The sequence below is a fragment of the Alteromonas halophila genome, from assembly GCF_014651815.1.
GTDB lineage: Bacteria > Pseudomonadota > Gammaproteobacteria > Enterobacterales > Alteromonadaceae > Alteromonas > Alteromonas halophila.
This window is the reverse complement of sequence record NZ_BMXP01000004.1, coordinates 180,640-198,061: the sequence shown is the minus strand read 5'-3', so window position 1 is coordinate 198,061 and position 17,422 is coordinate 180,640. Positions and strand designations below refer to the sequence as shown.

Annotated in this window: 13 protein-coding genes; 9 read left to right on the top strand and 4 right to left on the bottom strand. The window is 47.7% G+C overall.

Translation table 11 applies throughout. The features are described from left to right. The 5 genes from xrt (at nucleotide 1) to IE054_RS10495 (ending at nucleotide 7,016) form a co-directional block, all read left to right on the top strand. Nucleotides 1–1,359: an exosortase gene (xrt, locus tag IE054_RS10515; protein WP_189406196.1), complete on the top strand. Its 1,359-nt coding sequence runs from the start codon at nucleotides 1–3 to the stop codon at nucleotides 1,357–1,359. Beyond that, complete coding sequence (locus IE054_RS10510; RefSeq protein WP_189406194.1) at nucleotides 1,359–2,327, top strand: endonuclease/exonuclease/phosphatase family protein; 969 nt, start codon at nucleotides 1,359–1,361, stop codon at nucleotides 2,325–2,327. Before xrt ends, IE054_RS10510 begins: the two co-directional genes overlap by 1 nt. Before the next feature lie 90 nt (nucleotides 2,328–2,417). Further along, the gene (gene prsT, locus IE054_RS10505) at nucleotides 2,418–5,177 is read left to right on the top strand and encodes an XrtA/PEP-CTERM system TPR-repeat protein PrsT (RefSeq protein WP_189406192.1); all 2,760 of its coding nucleotides are present in this window, start codon (nucleotides 2,418–2,420) and stop codon (nucleotides 5,175–5,177) included. Nucleotides 5,178–5,309: 132 nt separating this feature from the next. Further along, a complete protein-coding gene (locus tag IE054_RS10500) occupies nucleotides 5,310–6,167 on the top strand; it encodes a PEP-CTERM sorting domain-containing protein (RefSeq protein ID WP_189406190.1) in 858 nt (285 codons plus the stop codon). 159 nt (nucleotides 6,168–6,326) lie between these two features. Continuing rightward, complete coding sequence (locus IE054_RS10495) at nucleotides 6,327–7,016, top strand: YdcF family protein (protein ID WP_189406188.1); 690 nt, start codon at nucleotides 6,327–6,329, stop codon at nucleotides 7,014–7,016. Between the two features lie 8 nt (nucleotides 7,017–7,024). On the opposite strand, the gene IE054_RS10490 is transcribed toward IE054_RS10495, so the two are convergent. Then, nucleotides 7,025–7,897: a ThiF family adenylyltransferase gene (locus IE054_RS10490; RefSeq protein WP_189406355.1), complete on the bottom strand. Its 873-nt coding sequence runs from the start codon at nucleotides 7,895–7,897 to the stop codon at nucleotides 7,025–7,027. A 618-nt stretch (nucleotides 7,898–8,515) separates the two neighbouring features. Here IE054_RS10490 and tviB point away from each other — a divergent pair. After that, complete coding sequence (tviB, locus tag IE054_RS10485; protein WP_189406186.1) at nucleotides 8,516–9,796, top strand: Vi polysaccharide biosynthesis UDP-N-acetylglucosamine C-6 dehydrogenase TviB; 1,281 nt, start codon at nucleotides 8,516–8,518, stop codon at nucleotides 9,794–9,796. 60 nt (nucleotides 9,797–9,856) lie between these two features. Beyond that, nucleotides 9,857–10,873, top strand: coding sequence for an NAD-dependent epimerase (locus IE054_RS10480; RefSeq protein WP_189406183.1), 1,017 nt, complete (start codon nucleotides 9,857–9,859; stop codon nucleotides 10,871–10,873). Between the two features lie 50 nt (nucleotides 10,874–10,923). On the opposite strand, the gene IE054_RS10475 is transcribed toward IE054_RS10480, so the two are convergent. Next, nucleotides 10,924–11,757, bottom strand: a complete 834-nt coding sequence (locus tag IE054_RS10475; protein WP_189406181.1) for a PEP-CTERM/exosortase system-associated acyltransferase — start codon at nucleotides 11,755–11,757, stop codon at nucleotides 10,924–10,926. 330 nt (nucleotides 11,758–12,087) lie between these two features. On the opposite strand from IE054_RS10475, the gene IE054_RS10470 reads away from it, so the two are divergent. Together IE054_RS10470 and IE054_RS10465 are read left to right on the top strand one after the other, a co-directional pair. Next, nucleotides 12,088–12,864 (top strand): S1 family peptidase, encoded by a 777-nt coding sequence (locus tag IE054_RS10470; protein ID WP_189406179.1) that lies wholly within the window; start codon nucleotides 12,088–12,090, stop codon nucleotides 12,862–12,864. 225 nt (nucleotides 12,865–13,089) lie between these two features. Further along, complete coding sequence (locus IE054_RS10465) at nucleotides 13,090–14,106, top strand: hypothetical protein (RefSeq protein ID WP_189406177.1); 1,017 nt, start codon at nucleotides 13,090–13,092, stop codon at nucleotides 14,104–14,106. Nucleotides 14,107–14,170: 64 nt separating this feature from the next. On the opposite strand, the gene IE054_RS10460 is transcribed toward IE054_RS10465, so the two are convergent. Then, nucleotides 14,171–15,064, bottom strand: coding sequence for a patatin-like phospholipase family protein (locus IE054_RS10460; RefSeq protein WP_229805079.1), 894 nt, complete (start codon nucleotides 15,062–15,064; stop codon nucleotides 14,171–14,173). Nucleotides 15,065–15,222: 158 nt separating this feature from the next. After that, nucleotides 15,223–17,403, bottom strand: coding sequence for a malate synthase G (locus tag IE054_RS10455; RefSeq protein WP_189406175.1), 2,181 nt, complete (start codon nucleotides 17,401–17,403; stop codon nucleotides 15,223–15,225). Nucleotides 17,404–17,422: the final 19 nt, after the last annotated feature.

Below are 17,422 nucleotides of genomic sequence, written 5' to 3'. Positions count from 1 at the left end.
ATGGAAAATAACAAAAGTCATAAGCTCATTGCCGCATCGGTAATTGTGTTATTCGCTTGTCTGGCAAATATTCCCTTATTGCAAACAGTTTGGATCCATGGGTTTGACGACGGTACTTACTCTCATGCGTTTCTAATTCCTTTCATTTCATGTTATCTGCTTTACACATCCGTAAAAGAGGGTCGTATTTGTTTACGCTCACGCCCTTCTATTCTTTGGCTGATACTGACATTCCTCTGCTGTGTGCTGTTATATGCTACGGCCCAGGCTCAGATTAGTTTGGGCTACTGGGGGGCCTGGCTGATTATGCTATGTTGTGCCATACCTGTCATATTCCGTTTTTCACTCACGGTTATATTTCCATTCGCTTATCTAATTTTTCTGTTACCAGTGTGGGGGATGCTCTCATCACTGCTGCAGACACTTTCTGTCCTGGTGGTATCCAATATCATGGGGTTAACTGGCATCCCAGTTTATGTTGAGTCAGTCTTTGTGCAAATCCCATCAGGGACGTTTGAAATCGCTGACGGCTGTAGCGGGCTACGTTATATGATCGTATCGCTGGCTATCTCAAGTATTTACATTTTTATGTTTATTCGCAGCACGTCAAGCGCGATAAAACTCGTATTGTTATCGATACTCGGCGCGCTCGTTACCAACTGGGTGCGGATCGCAGCACTGATTGTGATTGGTCATATAACAGAGATGCAAAGCAGCCTTATGGAAGATCACAATATGTTTGGCTGGTATTTGTATATTCCATTTATGTTTATCTTTTACTACGTCGCCAACCGACTGTCAGACAAGGATGCCGGTTCTGCGCCTGCGACTGCTGTCAGAGAAGATGGCATAGCTGGTGTCAAACTTTATGCCGGATTAGCCGGCATTGTGCTTTTTATGGGGCTTTCCGGAACAACCTTGTCACATGAGGTGAGTGAATCTTCGGTCACGTCGTTACCTCTAGCTGTTCAGCCGCAGATTTACTATGCCTCAGAAGTTGAGCAAACTACCGCGTCAGTCAATGGCAATGAATACCAAAAGCTAAGTTATTATTTTGATGGTAAGACCTTAGACGGTAAACCCAGCTATTATGAAAATCAGTTGCTCCCTGATGATTGGCAGGTAGAGCAGCGGACCATTTCAGATGGGTATGTGCAGTTGCTGCTTATAAACCCACGGGACGGCCAATATGCGCAGGCTCTGTATCAGTACCGTTTTGCCGGTAATACCTATGCCCGGTTAGGTGCATTAAAGCGTGCACGCATTCAACGTGCACTATTAAGTAGCGCTAAAACGCAGATAGACTGGTTGTGGCGGCTGTGCAGCGCACAATGTAAAGACAGTCTGGCACCTGAATAATGCGCAGAGCGCTATTCTATGTATCTTTACTGATTACGGGCGCAGCGGTAGTTCTGCAAGGATTGGGATATGTCTGGCATCGGCCGCCCGAACCATTGTTCTATGCCATTTTGCTTATCAATTATGCGCCTAAGTGGGTGTGGATCTTGCCCGCTGTTATCTTAGTGCTGCTGTCATGGAAAGAGCGCTTATTTTACAAAGGCGTGGGTGTATTGCTTCTTGTATTTACCGTTTGGATGCAGGATATTCAGATAAAAGGGATGTTTTCATCACCGTCTGCAACTCCGGATTCAATGTCAGTGATGACGCTCAATACGGGGGGGGCATCTGCAGAGCGCGTATCGCGACTGGTAAATGTGTACAAGCCCGACATAATTATGCTGCAGGAGACGCGCGAAAAGACAATGAAGTCTCTGTTCAACGCGAGCTGGTTTACACACTGTGCAGCACATATCTGTATAGCAAGCCGGTTTGAGATGAAACTACTGGATGCGTACAACCGCGCGGCATTTTCTGATTGGGGGAGCTTTGCAGCTGCCTACGAAATTATGCTCGCCGGAAAAAAAATTCGTCTGGTAAACGCGCATCTGGAAACCCCCAGAGATGCATTGGGAGGGCGCCCTCTTCTTGACTATAGTGAGAGTGAAACGGATGAATTTGGCTTTGAGAAGCATACTGAGCTGAGCATATTGGCAGCATTGATGGATATTTCTTATCCTGCAATTATTGCCGGGGATTTAAATACCAGTGTTTTTGAAGCCGCTTATCAATATCATCTTGGGCGCTATGTAAATGCAATAGACGCAGCCGCAACGGGGATCAATTACACGAAGTTTACTCGCTGGCATGGAGTAAGAATTGATCATGTAATAGCAAATGACAATGTCATCATCAACGGCGCAAAGGTTCTTGAAGACACAGGTGGCGATCATCGGGCAGTGTTGGCGAATTTTTCGATTGTTGAATGATTAATGTTAACGTTGAAAGAGAATTCGATTACGTAGTCGCCCCGTTTTACTGCAGACTGTCATTGGTCGTTACAGAAAAAGGAAATAAAAATGAAAACGTTAAATGCCTTTGCTTTGGGCGTAGCTTTAAGTTTATCTGGTTGCGCTCAGGAGTCTGGTGAAGACAAACTCGCCAATGCTCGCGAACAGTTTCGCAACGGCAACTACAGTACCGCTGCGGTAACGTTAAAAGGGCTTGTAGCTGAAAATCCGCAGCGGACTACGGCCAGAATACTTCTGGGTAGAAGCTACCTTTATCTGGGAGATGTTGCTTTGGCAGAAAAAGAGCTGACCAATGCGCTAAATCAACAAGCAGAGTTAAGCGAGGTGGTTCCGCCTTTGTTGCAAGCATACTTGCAACAAAGAAAATTTGCTGAAATTTTGGACTTACAGAAAGTCGAAAAAAATGCTGATGACTCGCTGAAGTCTTTGCTGCTTGCCTTCAGTGTTTATGCCCATATGGCGCTTGGCGAAGAGAGCGCCGCACATAAGTTTTATGAAGAGCGGGCTCAAGTTTTAGATGATTATCACCACACAAAACTTGCACTCTCTTACCTTTTACTGGCAGAGGGCGAGTTCAATAAGGTCATCGAAGTAACAGACGAGCTGCTGAAGAAGGGCTTAGATATCCCAGAAGTGCATATGGTCAGAAGCAGAGCTTTCTCTGGGCAGGGTGAATTCGGCGATGCGGTGACTGCACTTGAAGCGTATCTTGATAACTACCCGAACAATAGTACGGCCAAGTTAAATTTAGCAACGGCACTAATAAAAGATGAACAAATCGAACGAGCCGAGGAAATTAGTGATGAATTGTTAAAACGTTTTCCTAATCAACCAGTTGCAAATCAAGTCAAAGCCTTGGCCCGTTATGAAAGAGGTGATGTTGAAGCGGCTAATGAACATATCGAGCTTGCTATATCGTATGGGTTTGACCAACCGACAAACCGAATTCTAGCGGGTGCGACGAGTTTCAGGTTACAAAATTTTGAACAGGCGTATACGCACTTTCGTAATGCTGCGGCAGCGCTACCTGATAATCGGGATGTTCATCGTCTGCTTGCTCTGACCCAGACTGTGCTAGGGTACCATACAGATGTGGCTAAGACTTATAACAGTATAGATGACCTAAGCGAGGCAGATGTGTCGCTTATCACTTCAAACATTTTTGAGCTTGCGCGAAGTGGTAAGCGAAAAGATGCATCGGACATGCTTGATATGATTGAAAGCTCAGGGGTTTCGTCACCTGAAATTCTTGCGAAGAGAGGTATCCTTAAACTCTCACTGGATGATGAATCGGGAATGGAAGAGCTTCGTCAAGCTATCAAAGAAAACCCTAAACAGACTGACGCACGTCAAGCAATTATTCTAGCTAGCTTAGTCGCTGGCAATCACGAGCAAGTTTTAGCCGAGCTTGATTCATATTTAAAGCAGGTAGATAAAGACGAAAAAGCTATGCTTTTTGCTGCTGGCATTTACGTGCAAATGAATATGCTGGAAAAAGCTGGTCACTTGTATAATAAGACAGTCGAACTAAATTCATCAAGTAGCGATGCGTACATTGGGCTTAGCGAACTTGCGAAAAAGCAAGGTGAGCCTGGAGAAGCCTTTGGATATCTCGAAAAAGCATTGAAAAATGAACCTGACAATCTACCGGCTTTGCTGAGTATGCAAATGCTGTCGCAGAATGTGACAGCGAACGAACGAAAGCGTGCTGATGATTACTTTGAACGTGCCATTGTGCAGCAGCCAGATAACGTCGCAATGGCGATTGCTTATTCGCTGAAACTACTTGAGAAAGAACAGCCCGCCGAAGCAGTAAACATACTTTCAAAGTTCAGAAAGCAAAACTCTTTGCCAAACTCATACTGGGAGGTCTATTCTGATGCATTGAAGCTCAATGGCAAGGACGGTGAATCGATTCGGTTGCTTACTGAATGGGCGAACTCAGAGCCAGAGAATGGGCAGGCAAGTTACCGCCTGCTCATCGCGTACGATGCAGTCCGCGATTTTGAAAACGCTCGAAAAGTTGCTAAAACGGCAATGCGTCGTGCAGAACCCGCAGATTTATTCAGACTATACTACAGTTATTACTCGATACGGCTTAACAATATTCGTGAAGCTAAAACTGAATTTGTCTCTATTGACGAGAAATACAAAGATCTTCCTTTAGCTATGGGAGTGAAGGGAGTACTAAGTTTAGCGGACGGTAATTTTGAAACTGCGATTAACCAGCTTGAGGCGTTTCATAATTATTATGACTTTTCATACAGCACAGAAATACTGGCATTTGCGCATAAGAAGGCAGGCAACAACGCCAAGGCTATAGAAATTCTTAGAAAATATCAGCAACGGGTGCCGGGAGATCAGAAAATCCGTTCTTTACTTGCATCAATGATTTCGAAAACAGAGCCAGAAAAAGCGATGGAGCATTACGAAATATTGATTGATGCTAATCCGAATAATGTTTTCGCATTAAACAATCTTGCAGGGCTATACACTCGTCAAGGAGATTACGGCAAAGCTATTACATTGACAGAGCGCGCGTTGGCGTTATTGCCTGACAATGCAGATTTTCAGGATACACTAGGTGTAGCTCTACTAAAGAGCGGGGATACTGATAAAGCGATTTACTTTCTAAAGCGGGCATATTCTGAAAGTGATTACAGCGCTGAGATTTACTTAAACTATGCTGAAGCGTTGATTGAAAACCGGAATTTTGATGATGCGCGTAATGTCCTGGCTCGAATTAAGGCTGAGGATAAGTCATCGATTGTGCGTTACACAACTTTGATGAATAAACTGGATAACTAACTTGTCAGGTTTTTTTACATTGCAAAACTTACAAATAAAAAAATCATTTAAAATCAAATGCATAAGAGTTGGCATGCAGATTGAATGTTGTTAATTGAATTCTTCACATTCAGTCTTAACGGAGACGACGTTATGAAAAAGTTAGTTTTAGCAACAGCAATAACATTGGCATCTACCGGAGCGTCGGCAGCAAATGTTGAATGGGATCTAAATATTGATGGTGACAACTACACTTCAGCGGTACCGGTTTTAGAGTTTGTTTTCCAATATAATTCTCAGTCTATCGTTACTGACAGCGATGGCAGCGGTGACATTTCAGTAGGTGATGCAATTACCTCTCACGGTGGTTTTGGTCCAAATGGCTTTGATTCATTGGCAGGTAGTCCAATCCCTGCGGGCCTGTTTAGCACAATCAGTGATAATGGGTTGACAGGCTTCGATCCAGATATCCCTGCACCAGGTGATTACAAAACAGAGTATACATTCACTTTCTATTTCAATGACCTGATGGGTGAGTGGGACGGAAACGATTTCCGTTACAACAGCGGCGAGATTCAGTTCGGTTACTATGATCTGACAAACAGTGCATTCAATAACCTGTTCGCCATCGACATCCTTGACGGTGGTAACATTGGTGGAGCAGGTCAGGCTTCTCAGATTTTTGAAGGCGAAATTAATGAAGCATCGCTTGAAAACGGCGCGGGTGCGGGTTTCATGCTGACGCAAAATGGTAAAACTCGCACACTGAGCGACTGGTTAGCTGGCGACCTTCGTGTCCTGTTCACCAGTGGCCAAACTGTAAAAGGTGGTTTGGATCAGGGTTTACCTTCAAATGGCGCAGATATCGACTTTGGCGGAAGTGACACAGCTTATATCGCTGCTAACCACGACGGTAGCTTCGTTCTGAACGTACCAGAGCCTTCAAGCATCGCGGTTCTTGGTTTGAGCCTTATCGGTTTCGGTGCAGCCGCCCGCAGACGTAAAGCATAAGCGTTAAATTACTTTAACGACTGATATAAAAGCCGGATAATCATCCGGCTTTTTTCTTTTTAGTCCTGCTACTTTATGATTGATTACGTATTACGCCCACTCGGGCACGCGCTTGCTTTCCCCCTGGTTCAGTTTTTCCTGCTCATACTGCTTGCCATAATGGTAATTAAGCTATTTCAACGCAAGCGGTTAGCCACATCCGTAGTGACATTTGCCTTTATCTGGCTGTTTACCTGGTCGCAGTCAGTGCCCAGCCAACTGTTGCTGCATAGCCTTGAATACCGCTTTGATATTATTGATGTAAACGACCCCCGCTGGCAGCAGGCTGACTATATTTCTGTGTTAGCCTGTGGTCATTATCCGGATGAGACTCTGCCTCAGGTAAGCCGCTGGCCGCGTTGCTCAATGCAACGCCTGTTACAGGGCGTACGTATGTATCAGATTAGTTCTCGCCCGGTGATTGTGTCAGGCGGTATGATTCTAGAGTCTGAGCAGCCCTTTGCTGTACAAGCAAAAGCGCTTTTAATGGAACTAGGCGTGAATGAAGCTGATATTATTGTGGTGCCACACGGTGAGAATACCCATCAGGAAGCGAAGGCGATTAGGGCAGTGGTGGACGATAAACGTGTGGCGCTGGTTACCTCTGCCAGTCACATGCAGCGGGCTGTCAATTATTTTAACAGTCAGCAAATTGAAATTATTCCAGTGCCCGTCGATCATTCGGGCCTTCCTGAGATCAGCTATAAGCTCACCGTGCCCAGCTCAAAGAATTTGCAAAAGGCGTACAATGCCTTCAGAGAGTACCTGGGTCTTATTTACCAGCACATTGAACTGCGAGGGGAGTCATAAGCTTCGTTCTATTTGCCCTGACTGCCCAGCAGACGCTTAATGTACCAGCGTAAAAAAATCTGACGCGGGTTTTTGTTACCCCAGGGGCGCCATGTTTTTTTCAGCTTATTGCGATAGGCATCGAAGTGCATGCCCCGTGGCGCATGAATCACCTCTCCCCGGTCAAGCAGGATTTTTAGCACATTAGTACACAACACGCCGGCTGCCAGTGAAATACCCATGCAGGTAGACGGCACTTTCGATTCTTCCTTGGTGAAGTTAACTGTATCGGTGCTCACCAGGTACTGACGTTGCAACAGGGCAGGGGATACGCCCGCCACAAAGGCGATGATTTGATCTTCAAAGGATAAGCCTTCCAGACAAAAATAGTCTTCGAAACTCATTTGTCCTGGCATAAAGACCAGCATTGAGGTTCCCATACCCATTGGCGCTGCAGTAATAGCGGGGATGCCTTTTTCGTAACATTTCTGGAAAACTTTACGGCGAATGTCGATGGCAAAGATATCCAGGCTGTCGACGTAGATGTCTACGCCATCCAAAAAGTCGTCGACATTTTCAAAGGTGATCCCTTCTTTAAAGTTTTTGACGTCCGCTTCGGGGTTAATATTCTTTAGTATACCTTCCATAACTTCCGCTTTAGGCTTGCCCAGTGTTTGCATGGACGCACCAGCCTGGCGGTTAAAGTTAGCGACATCATAGTCATCGAGATCAGAAATATGGAATTTACCGATGCCAAGACGCGCCAGCACGGTCATGTGGTCGCCGCCAACGCCACCCAGCCCGCCACAGGCCACTTTGACGTTGCGTAGTCGCTCTTGCTCAGCCTCGGTCACCCACCCAATATTCCTTGAAAATGCTTCTTTATAATTGAATGTCACAATCTTTCCTCATGTCTCGATAGTCGTGCGCGTTTCGGGAAGTGCGAAGTCTAGGGAAGGTGCGAATAAGTCTATCATCACTCAGCGAGTCCTGAAGTGCGTAGTCGCAAGGCAGATTTCGCGGGCAATGGCTAATCCCTTGGTAAGAAAGCTAACGCAGCGAATGCGTGCTTCAGGGCTCGCCCTTCGGGGCTAACAGCCAAGCACCTGCTCTGCGTTGGCCTTTTTTGACTTAACCCGTTAGGCCTGCAAAAGTCCGCCTTGACCAGGCACTTGGCTGTTAGCCTGAGCGGCGATAGACTTATTCGCACCTTCCCTATCAGGGTGCCGCCAAATGTGTCTCTGTTGCAACTCTTTTTTGCAATCCTGATCCATACTCGCACGTCTCTCATATTCGGGCATAGCGCTGTGCAGATAAATGTGGCTACCATGAGGCAGTCACGTTATTGTATGCTTAGCGATTGCAGGTGCTTTAACCGGCACGCTAAATGTCATACAACGATGTGTGCGCAACCTTTTCCTTTTGAGCGTATTACTCATGGTTTGCATGCATAATGTCATGCAACCCCATAAGTATACAAGAAACAACAAAATTGCCAGGCAAAGAATTCAGGAGATAAAATGACGGCTCTTAATAACAAGGAAAAAATAGCAGTTATTGGTCTGGGCTATGTGGGCTTGCCCCTGGCCGTCGCGTTCGGAAAGCAATATTCTACGGTGGGTTTTGATATAAATAAAAAACGCGTAGAAGAGTTGCAGAGCGGTGTTGATCATACGCTGGAGGTTGCCGAGCAGGAACTCGCAGAAACCCAGCATTTGTCGTACAGCGCCAATAAAGAAGACCTGAGTGACTGTGATTATATCATCGTCACCGTGCCGACCCCCATTGATAAGAATAAACAACCTGACCTGACACCCCTGAGAAAAGCCAGCGAAATGATTGGCAGTATTATTCGTCCCGGAACGGTGGTCGTTTTTGAGTCAACGGTATATCCAGGCGCGACAGAAGAAGACTGTGTCCCCATTATTGAAGAATTGTCAGGCCTGACGTTCAACAAAGACTTTTATGCGGGGTATAGCCCGGAGCGCATTAATCCCGGCGATAAAACCCATCGTCTGGAGAGCATAGTAAAGGTGACATCGGGGTCTACACCAGAAATTGCCGATCGGGTAGACGCGCTGTACAAAACCATTATTACCGCCGGCACTCACCGCGCCTCATCTATTAAAGTCGCAGAAGCGGCAAAAGTGATAGAGAACACTCAGCGGGATCTGAATATCGCGCTAATTAATGAACTGACCATGATTTTCAGCCGCCTTAATATCGATACCGAAGAGGTGCTGCAGGCCGCGGGCAGTAAGTGGAACTTTTTGCCGTTTCGTCCGGGCCTGGTTGGCGGGCACTGCATCGGCGTCGATCCGTATTATCTGACGCATAAAGCCGAAGAAATTGGTCACCATCCGGAAGTGATCCTGGCGGGACGCCGCATTAATGATCATATGGGCGAGTATGTTGTTGGCCGACTGGTCAAAAAGATGCTGAACGAAAAGATTATGGCCAATGGCTCAAATGTTCTGCTGATGGGCATTACCTTCAAAGAAAACTGTCCGGATATCCGTAACACTCGCGTTGTGGATATTGTGCATGAATTGCATGACTACCATGTGAATGTCGACATTTACGACCCGTGGGCAGAGGCAGACGAAGTCAGACACGAGTACGGATTAGATCTTGTCGATGAACCGCAAAAAGGCAAATATGACGCTATTATAACGGCGGTGGCGCATGAGCAGTTTAAAGAGCTGGGCGGAAAGCGTGTGCGTGAGTTTGGTAAAGACAAGTGTGTCCTGTTTGATTTGAAGTATATTTTCGATAAAAACGACGTAGATATTCGACTGTAATACTGATGCGAACGGGTGGTGCGTTGCGACGTGCCGCTCCGACGCCGGAGATAAAAATTAATGAAAGTTTTGGTAACAGGAGCCGCGGGATTCATCGGTTCGCACGTTAGCCTGTATTTGCTGGAACGTGGTGATGAGGTTGTCGGTCTGGACAACCTGAATGACTACTACGATGTCAATTTGAAACTGGCGCGTTTGGAGCGGGTTCGCAGTCATAAAAATGCGGCTAACTTCAGTTTCGTGAAAATGGATGTGGCGGAACGTGACAACATGGCTGCCATGTTCGAAGAGCAGCAGTTCGATAAAGTTGTTCATCTGGCTGCACAGGCCGGAGTACGCTACTCGCTTGAGAATCCTCATGCCTACATTGATGCCAATATCGTTGGTTTTACCAATATTCTGGAAGGGTGCCGCCATAATCAAGTGAAGCATCTGGTTTATGCATCGTCCAGCTCTGTTTATGGTGCCAATGAGTCTATGCCATTCTCGGTGCATGACAATGTCGATCATCCATTGTCATTGTATGCGGCATCAAAAAAAGCGAACGAGCTGATGGCGCATACCTACAGTCATTTATACCAGTTGCCGACCACCGGACTGCGTTTTTTCACCGTATACGGCCCGTGGGGTCGTCCGGACATGGCGCTTTTCCTGTTTACCAAGGCGATTCTGGAAGGCGATCCCATTAAAGTGTTTAACTACGGCAAGCACCGCCGTGACTTTACCTACATCGATGATATCGTCGAGGGAATTATCCGAACCCTTGATAATACGGCGTCCTCTAACCCCGACTGGAGCGGTGAGAAGCCTGATCCGGGCACCAGTAAAGCGCCCTGGCGTGTATACAATATCGGCAACCAGTCACCCACGGAGTTGCTTGATTACATTACCATGCTGGAGAAAAAGCTGGGTAAGGAAGCGCAGAAAGAACTGCTACCCCAGCAGCCAGGTGATGTGCCGGACACCTACGCGGATGTTGAAGATCTTATTAACGATGTGGGCTACAAGCCGGAAACACCGGTCGAAGTGGGGATTGGCCGCTTTGTTGACTGGTATCTGTCATTTTATAAAAAGTAATAAGAGGGCTGCGAAGGCCCTCTTTGTTTTCCAACAGACTGGGGCGCGCACTACATGCTGGCGCTGCGCTCTAATGATTCCTCAATTCTTTTCAGCATTACCCTGAAGCTGGGCGACAGGTTCTCATAAAGCATGCCTGGGTTGATATAATACGGTGCACGCTTGCCGTGATACTCAACCACCGGACCTATTTGCTTAAACTTAATTCCAACAAATCCCATGCTGCGCGCCAGCCGCGGCTCCATCATGACATAAGAATGGTCGATTTCTTTATTGACAATAATGGCGGCGGCAGAAAAGTACAGACCTATGGCTATAAAGGGAAAGCAGCGCAACTCCGTTTCTGAATACGTTGACTGGTTAATGACACCGGTCGCAGCACCGGAATACTGGTCTGTCTGACGACGTCTGAATTCTTTGGGAACCGCCAGCCGTGAGACTTCACATACCTGATGGCGCGCAAAGTTAGCCGGGTTAAGTTTGTCATCGGTAATCGATGACAGGCAGTATTTTTCTATGGGAAGCTGCTGGCCTTCTTCCTGTGGTCGAACGATACGCACGGTTCCGGCATAATTGCCGGATGTGTAATGTTTGATAAGACTGTGCAGTGAAAATGCGTCAAACTCATCCAGCTCCAGCCTGTCTTCACGTTCCGGCTCAAAACTCAGCTCTTCACAGTAGACCTTGTGTCTGATTCGGTATGCTTCATCCCGAAGTGCGTCATTTTCTGCCAGGACAGGTGACAGGTACGTAGCGAAATGCTGGGAAATATAATTAGCTTCGCGGAGTTTTTGATAACCCGACAGCAACTTACCGAGCTTATTGTTCCGGCCGACCATGCTACTAATTCTGTCTAGTACGGACCGCGAGCTTTTTCTATCCATGCATCTACTCTGATTTCATTCACAAATATTTGGGGTAAGAACTTACCGCACCAAAATTCAGTATAGCAGCGCGCTAATTGCTTTACACTTATCACATAAGTGTCTGATAAAAAAAGTCCGCTTTAATATTTTAATGATAATAACCGAAAGGTTAATCCATGCCACAGTTGTGGATCTGCTGGCCGCGCAGTCCTTCCAATTTTTTAGTGTGTTTAGCAACCATCTTCTATAGGGTGTTAACCTCTGCAATATTCCCCTATATTATTGATTTAGGGACTTATACGTCATCATACATGCAGCCCGACACGGTTTAATGAGGATAATTGAGATATGAAAACAAATAGCGTTGGATTAAGGGGATGGCTGAATCATCTTATTTTACTGTGTCTGATCGCTTTACCAGCGAAGGATGGCATAGCTGCAGCTCTGACTGAGACCGTTAAGCAAGTCACGCCCTCCGTCGTCGCCATTGCACTCTATTCTCCGCTCGACAGCCCGCAGCCTGATATTCGTGGTACCGGATTTGTGGTGGGTGACGGAAAGACCATCATTACCAACTATCATGTGGTGGAGAAATCCCTGGATCCAACCATTGTGCAGCACTATGTAGCGCTTAGCGGAACAGGGCAACGGGTTCAGAAATTTAAGGCAGAAGTTGGCAACATCGATCCGAAGCATGATCTGGCTGTGCTAAAAATTGAACAGGCACTGCCTGCTATGCAACTGGCCGATACCGAGTTCCGGCAGCCCGGCAGTGAAGTGGCATTTACCGGCTTTCCGATTGGTGCAGTCCTTGGGTTGTACCCCGCCACGCACCGCGGATTGCTCGCCGCCATCACCCCAGATGCGATACCCACCGCCAATTCATCGCAACTCTCGTTAAAAATGCTGGATCGGCTGGAAAAGCCAGACATGATCTATCAGCTTGATGCGACCGCTTATCCGGGCAATTCGGGTAGTCCTGTTTATGATCCGGAAACTGGCGAAGTGATCGCGATTATCAGTAAGGTACTGGTCAGGGATACCAAAGAAAGCGCGTTGTCGTCACCGACAGGAATAAGTTATGGCGTGCCGGTGAAGTACTTAAAAGCGTTGCTTGAACGATAGAGGAAGGCTTACCGGTGTCATTTATGATATGTAAGCCGCGCATGCCCGCTGTCAGTTTTTTTTACAGATTGCGAGAAGTATGAATCATAGAGCAAATTAACGTGTTGAAATTTACAACTAAAAGCTCTCTGGATTGAATTTTGCATAAGTCAAAGTTGAACCAATAATAAGCAGGCATTCGCTTTGTTGACGTTATGCGAAACTTGCAGCACTAAGGAATCATATATGAAACGGTTATTATGCTGTGCGGTAACGACAGGGTTGATGTTAATCAGTCAAGGTGCCACTGCAGGTCTTGTTACATTCAAAAGTAGCAGCGCCGATGACGACCGGTGCAAAAGTAGCAGTGCGGTAACGTTAACGGATATTCAGACAACGGGGGCGTTTGGTGCGCCGCTTAGCGATAGTTTCACCTCCACAACATGTGGAAATGACTGGCAAAATAACAACTTTTTTTATACCGGTAATACGCACCCTAAACCAGATGAAGCCAATGGTAACTTTGGTCTGAGAAATGATGGCTTTATGAATATGGATTCAGTCACGCTGGCCGCTCTGGCTGCTCAGCCTGGTAACAATCTTATTAATGGTTATGGCTACGCTGACTTCATTGGAGAGTCTGATCTTGAAGCGCTAGGTACCAATTACCAATTGAGTAAAAACGGGAAAAAATATGAATACCCTTCATCGTTCGATGCGAACGATGGCGTCATAGATGATCCAGGCTGGATTAAGTTAGGTGCCGATCCTGATTTTAACGGGGATCAGGATGATACTAAAGTAAAAGGAAGCTCACTATCAGACATCCTCGAGATTGCTTTTACGGGGGCTGGCTCGTCGGGTTCATGGACACTGACTGTGAAACAGAGTGCTATTACCTTGGCTGAAGGCATACTAGGTCGTCCAGCAGTATTCGATCATCTGGCGATCGTACTTAAGTCAGCGAACAATGTCGGTATATATGACTTTAACTTTAACGACATATTTGGCACGCCAACACCCGTACCTGGCGGTGTTGATGCTGCTAATGACGGCCTGTTGTCAGGCTTTAACTACTCGACGCCATATACCTTTACCGGCAACTGGAGTACTGCCGATATGGGCGGGCAGGGATTGTCGCACTGGGAAGTGTATGCCCGCGACCCTGTGCCTGGCACCTTTGCGGTACCAGCACCCGCTTCGCTATGGCTGGCGATACTGGGGATTGCTGGCCTCGTGTTCCGGGCCATACTGCGGAAGTAGCACGTACCCTAGAAAGTCATGTAGATATAAAGTCGCGGGGCATACACGCCGCGACTTTTTTATTTCAGGCGTGAGACGACATAGCCGGTGACTCACGATCATCGACTGGCCGTTTAAGTTGCATTACATTGCGCAGCTTTTCCGGCAGATACAGGCGGGTGGTATCATAGCCAATTTGTAACAACCGCTCTTTGGTTGCGGCGCTCATGCCAAAATCGACCGCCGATATTTCCCCGGTGTTGACCACCAGTGTGTTGTGCCAGTACTGGGCATGTACATATTCACGGGAAAGGGCGGTCATAAACGTACGGATGAGCATGCTGACATACTGAGGCAGCAAAAAGCCGCGCTTCTTTATCAGTGGCTGTTTTCTGGGATTACTTTTTAAGCGAAAACAGACAGATGGCGTGCCATCGTGCTGCCAGTCCTCGAATAACGCATCTTCAGATAAAATCGCTCCGTCTACCAGTAACTGGTCGTTAAACTCTTTGAATGAAAATACCAACGGAATGGACATGGAGTAGCGGACCGCCCGCGATACCTTTAGCGTCGGTGTGTGCTCGCGGCTGAACAATACCGGGCCACCGCCATTTACATCGGTGGCCAGCACACTCAGCGCCGCCGGCAGCTTTTCGAATGTCACACCTTCAAGCAAGTCGTCCATCCATTGCTCAAAGCTGTCCCCGGATGACAAACCGCCTTCGCGTAACAACCGCCACAATGAGAATTCAGTAAATTGCCGGAAGTCAGTGTCCAGCGCCAGCTTTTGCAGTGCATCGACATTCATGCCTTTGGCATACAATGAGGCGATAATCGAGCCGCCGGATACACCGACCAGGCTGGAAAAGTGGATATCCATTTCTTCCAGCGCTTTGATAATGCCAATATGGGCAGGTAAGCGGGTACCGCCACCGGAAAAAATAGGTACGATTTGTTTTGGTATGGGACGCGTTTCCACCCTGACCAGTCCTTTGTTACTTCGTCTTTAAAGCGTAGCGGGGAGGTTGCAGGTTTACCAGTCAGATTGGCGGAATATCAGTAAGTTGCAGCGCGAGGCAAAACAAAGCCCGCTGTCAGAAAGCGGGCTTTGTGTCAGTTATCTTCTTATAGGCGACGCTAACCCGCGAGTTTTTTCTTCATTTCCCGGCGACGCTGGTGTAACAAGGGTTCGGTATAGCCACTGGGCTGCGCTTTACCTTCAAAGATAAGATCGCAGGCGGCCTGAAAACCAATGGCGGCATCCAGATCTGGTGTCATGGGAATATAGTCAGGATCTCCGGCGTTTTGTTCATCAACCAGTTTAGCCATGCGGGTTAAGGTGTCTCTGACCTGTTGCTCGCTGACCACATCGTGCGCCAGCCAGTTGGCAATATGCTGAGATGAGATGCGCAGCGTGGCACGGTCTTCCATCAGTCCGACGTCGTTAATATCCGGTACTTTTGAACAACCGATGCCCTGGTGCACCCAACGCACAACGTATCCCAGAATACCCTGCACATTGTTGTCCAGTTCACGCTGAATCGCCTTGTCGTTCAGCGATGCAGGTTCCTCAAGTAACGGAATGGTCAGAATGTCGTTAAGTCCGTCGTAGTTCTCGTCCAGCGACGACTGAATCTTAAACACGTCTATTTTATGGTAGTGCAAAGCATGTAAGGTTGCCGCGGTGGGTGAAGGAACCCAGGCCGTATTCGCCCCCGCTTTGGGATGGCCGGATTTTGCTTCCATCATGTTCGCCATCTGATCAGGGATAGGCCACATGCCTTTACCAATCTGGGCTCTACCGGACAGCCCGCAGCGCAGCCCTGTTGCAACGTTGGCCTGTTCGTAGGCTTTTATCCAGGGGCGGTCCTTAAGACTGGCTTTGTCAGCAAACGGACCGGCCAGCATAGAGGTATGAATTTCATCGCCGGTGCGATCCAAAAAGCCGGTATTGATAAAAACGACCCGCTTGCGCGCCTCGCTGATACAGGCTTCCAGGTTCACACTGGTGCGTCGCTCTTCGTCCATAATCCCCATTTTGATGGTATTCGCGGGGACATCGATAATTTTTTCTATTTCGCTAAACAGCGCATCGGTAAATGCAACTTCTTCAGGGCCGTGCATCTTGGGTTTTACAATATAAATACTGCCTTCACGGCTGTTCTTAAACTGCCCGTTACCCAGTATATCGTGCTTGCCGATCAGCGCCGTTATGAGACCATCCATGATCCCCTCGGGGACCGGCTCGCCGTCAAATAACATGGCGTCGTTGGTCATCAGATGGCCGACGTTGCGCACGAACATCAGACTGCGGCCGGGCAGGGTAACATCATCCTGGTTCATCGTATGTTTGGACGGGGCGTATTGGCGATCGGGTTGCATTCGGCGGGTACGGGTTTTACCCCCTTTACTGACATCAACACTCAGCGAGCCCTTCATCAGGCCAAGCCAGTTACTGTATACCAGCGTTTTGTCCTCGGCATCGACGGCGGCGACAGAGTCTTCACAGTCCATGATTGTGGTCACAGCCGACTCCAGCACAACATCTTTGATACCAGCAGGATCGGCTTTCCCCACCGGACTTTCAGGATCAATCTGCAATTCCAGGTGCAGGCCATTGTGCGCAAACACCAGCGCTGTGGGAGCGTTGATATCACCCCGATAGCCCAGCCACTGCTCAGCATCAGCCAGCTTGGTAATATCGCCGTTTGCCAGGCTGACAGAAAGTTTGCCTGACTCGATATGATACCCGGTGCTCTGCACATGGGATGAGGTGGCCAGTGGCAACAGGGTGTCGAGATATTCGCGGGCCTGCGTAATGACTTTCTGCCCGCGTACAGGATTGTAACTGTCGCCGGGTTCAGCACCGTCGTCATTACTAATAACATCGGTACCATAGAGCGCATCATATAAGCTGCCCCAGCGCGCGTTTACCGCGTTTAAGGCATATCTGGCATTGTTGATGGGAACAACCAGTTGCGGCCCCGCAACGTGGGCAATTTCGCGATCAACATTGTCTGTGTCTATGGTGAAAGCTTCAGGCTTGTCAGTAAGGTAGCCAATATCCCGAAGAAACGCCTGGTATGTATCACCGCAGGTCTCACCACCGTGGCGGTGGTAATCATCGATGGCCTGTTGTAATTGCTCGCGTCGTGCCAGCAATGCCTGGTTCTTATCGGTAAACTGAGCAAACAGCGATTCTGCGCCCTGCCAGAAGGCGGCGGCAGACACGCCCGAGTCCGGCAGTGCCTGTTCATTAATAAAGGTGTCAAGTTCGCGTGCAACCTGTAGTCGACCGTATTGCGAGTATTGCGACATACCTATCCCCTGAAACAAT